The organism is Dielma fastidiosa (assembly GCF_000313565.1).
Classification (GTDB): domain Bacteria; phylum Bacillota_I; class Bacilli_A; order Erysipelotrichales; family Erysipelotrichaceae; genus Dielma; species Dielma fastidiosa.
In genome coordinates this window covers 2,210-4,316 of sequence record NZ_HE578938.1, presented here as the reverse complement: position 1 = coordinate 4,316, position 2,107 = coordinate 2,210, and the positions used below count along the sequence as shown (strand labels likewise).

The 2,107-nt window shown below is 34.4% G+C and carries 1 pseudogene; it reads left to right on the top strand.

The window, feature by feature from the left end:
* Positions 1–1,870: pseudogene (locus DAHG_RS21515) on the top strand (hypothetical protein); the annotation flags it as partial.
* Positions 1,871–2,107: the final 237 nt, after the last annotated feature.

The following is a 2,107-nucleotide window of genomic DNA, read 5'->3' as shown; positions in this document are numbered from 1 at the left end:
CAATGCTGCTCCAGTTTTCGCTGCTACAAATGTAAGTGGTGTATGTAATTCAACTTATACAAGTGAATTAAATGATTTTTTGAATTTCTTATCTGATTCAGGTTTGACAGAGGAAGGCTTCAAAACTAAAAATTCTGAAGATACAGTAAAAATCACTACAGGAGCGCAATCTGCTCAATACTACGCATTAAATGAAGGTTTTGAGTATAAAGGAGATAAGCTTACTGTTCTTGCTACTGGTCTTACTATTACAGCTGGTAATTTAGATGATGCTAAAAATTTGTCATTAACTATTGATGTGAAGAAAACTACTGCTGGTGCTAAATTGTTCATTAGTACAAATGCTGGTTCTACTTATACTGAGGCTACAGCTGATTCCTTAGCTGCTTTGGCAGCAGACAATATTGTAATGTATCAAATTGTCAAAGAGAATATTGAAAAAACTCCAGCAACATCTGGCACAACTGAAAAAGTAGCTTTGTTTGATAAAATTTCTACTGAATTTGCTACTGGTGGTGCATGGGAACATGTAATTGACAATTGCACAGGTTCAGCTAGAGACTTAGCTAAGTTAATGAATGATACTGTCAAAGATATCAAAGCTATGTTAGGTGCTGATTATAGCGCTACTTATGGTACATTAGCTACTATCATTGCTAAAACTAATCCTACTTCTGATGATTTAGATAAATTAACTGACTTCAATGCTGACTATGCTGATAACCTAACTTCAGAACAAGCTAATCTTTTAAATGATACAATCTATGGTTTAGAAAGAGAATTAGGTTATGAGTCATCAACTGATGCTTACCAAACTGCACTTTCTAGATATATCGATAAAGAAACTAAAGCATTAGAAGATTTCGTAACAGATACAATTTATACAGCTAAGAATGGTTCAGCAATCACTAAGACTTTAGTGAAAGAAAAAATTGCTAATATTAAGGATACTTCTGATTACAAACGTTTCAAAAATGAAGCAGATGTAGAAGCTATCATCGCTCAATATGAAGAAATGACAGATGCTATCAATGATGTTGCAGCTGCTATTAACACTAGAACAAATGACGCTTATGCTGACTTGTTAAAAGGTACTAAGTCTGTAAAATCTAAATATGCAAATAAAGATACAGATGCAATTGTTGATAGTATGAAAACTGCGGATTTTGAAATCTTGAAAGCATTCAAAGAGGATGTTGTTGATACTGTGTGGACAATGGAAGCAAAATCATTTGCTAATCGTTACTTAGACAAATCAACAAAATCACCTTATGTAACAGCTACACAATTAAATAAAGTACTGAATGACTTCAATGCTGATCTTATCGAATTAAAAGATTCAGAAACTGGTGAATTTGGTTGGGACATCTTAGATGCACATATGACTAAGGTTAATGACAGTTTAGCAGCATTAGCAGATCTGAGTAAGTATGATGCAATTACATTAAGTGTCAATGATAAAGAAGTTCTTGTTAAAATGGATGATGCTGTTTATTTCTTAGAGAATGATGGAGCAGGTAACTTATCAACAACTCAGACACGTACTGTAAGAGATGCAGCACGTAAAGTAACTGAATTAATGGAAGCATACCGTAAACAATTTGGATCCATCGATTCAACAGTGAATGGCTGGAATAACAAAGGTAATGGTGACTGGACATACTATGAAAATGGAAATGCAGTAACTAAGTGGGTAGCATCAGGTTCAGACTGGTATTATGTAAAGGGTGGCGTAATGTTACGTAACTCTTGGATCGCTAGTGATGCACAAGGAACAAAATGGTACTATGTAGATGATGCCGGTAAGATGGTATCAAATACGACTGTTAATGGTTATACATTCAACTCATATGGAGTATGGGTTAAATAATCGAAGAAGAATAGAATAATAAAGAATTTAATTACCAATCCCCAGAAGAGGTGTTACGGAAAGTAGCACCTCTTTTAAACGTAAGCACATGAAAATGAGATGCACATCTCTGTACATCTCAATTAAGTAATTAGATTGATTTACAATTAACCGTTGTAAGAAGGGCTCATGTAAACGCCGTAAGAATTGATCCAGCAACCATCTACAGATTGGTTCGTAACCATCTTACCAGCATTG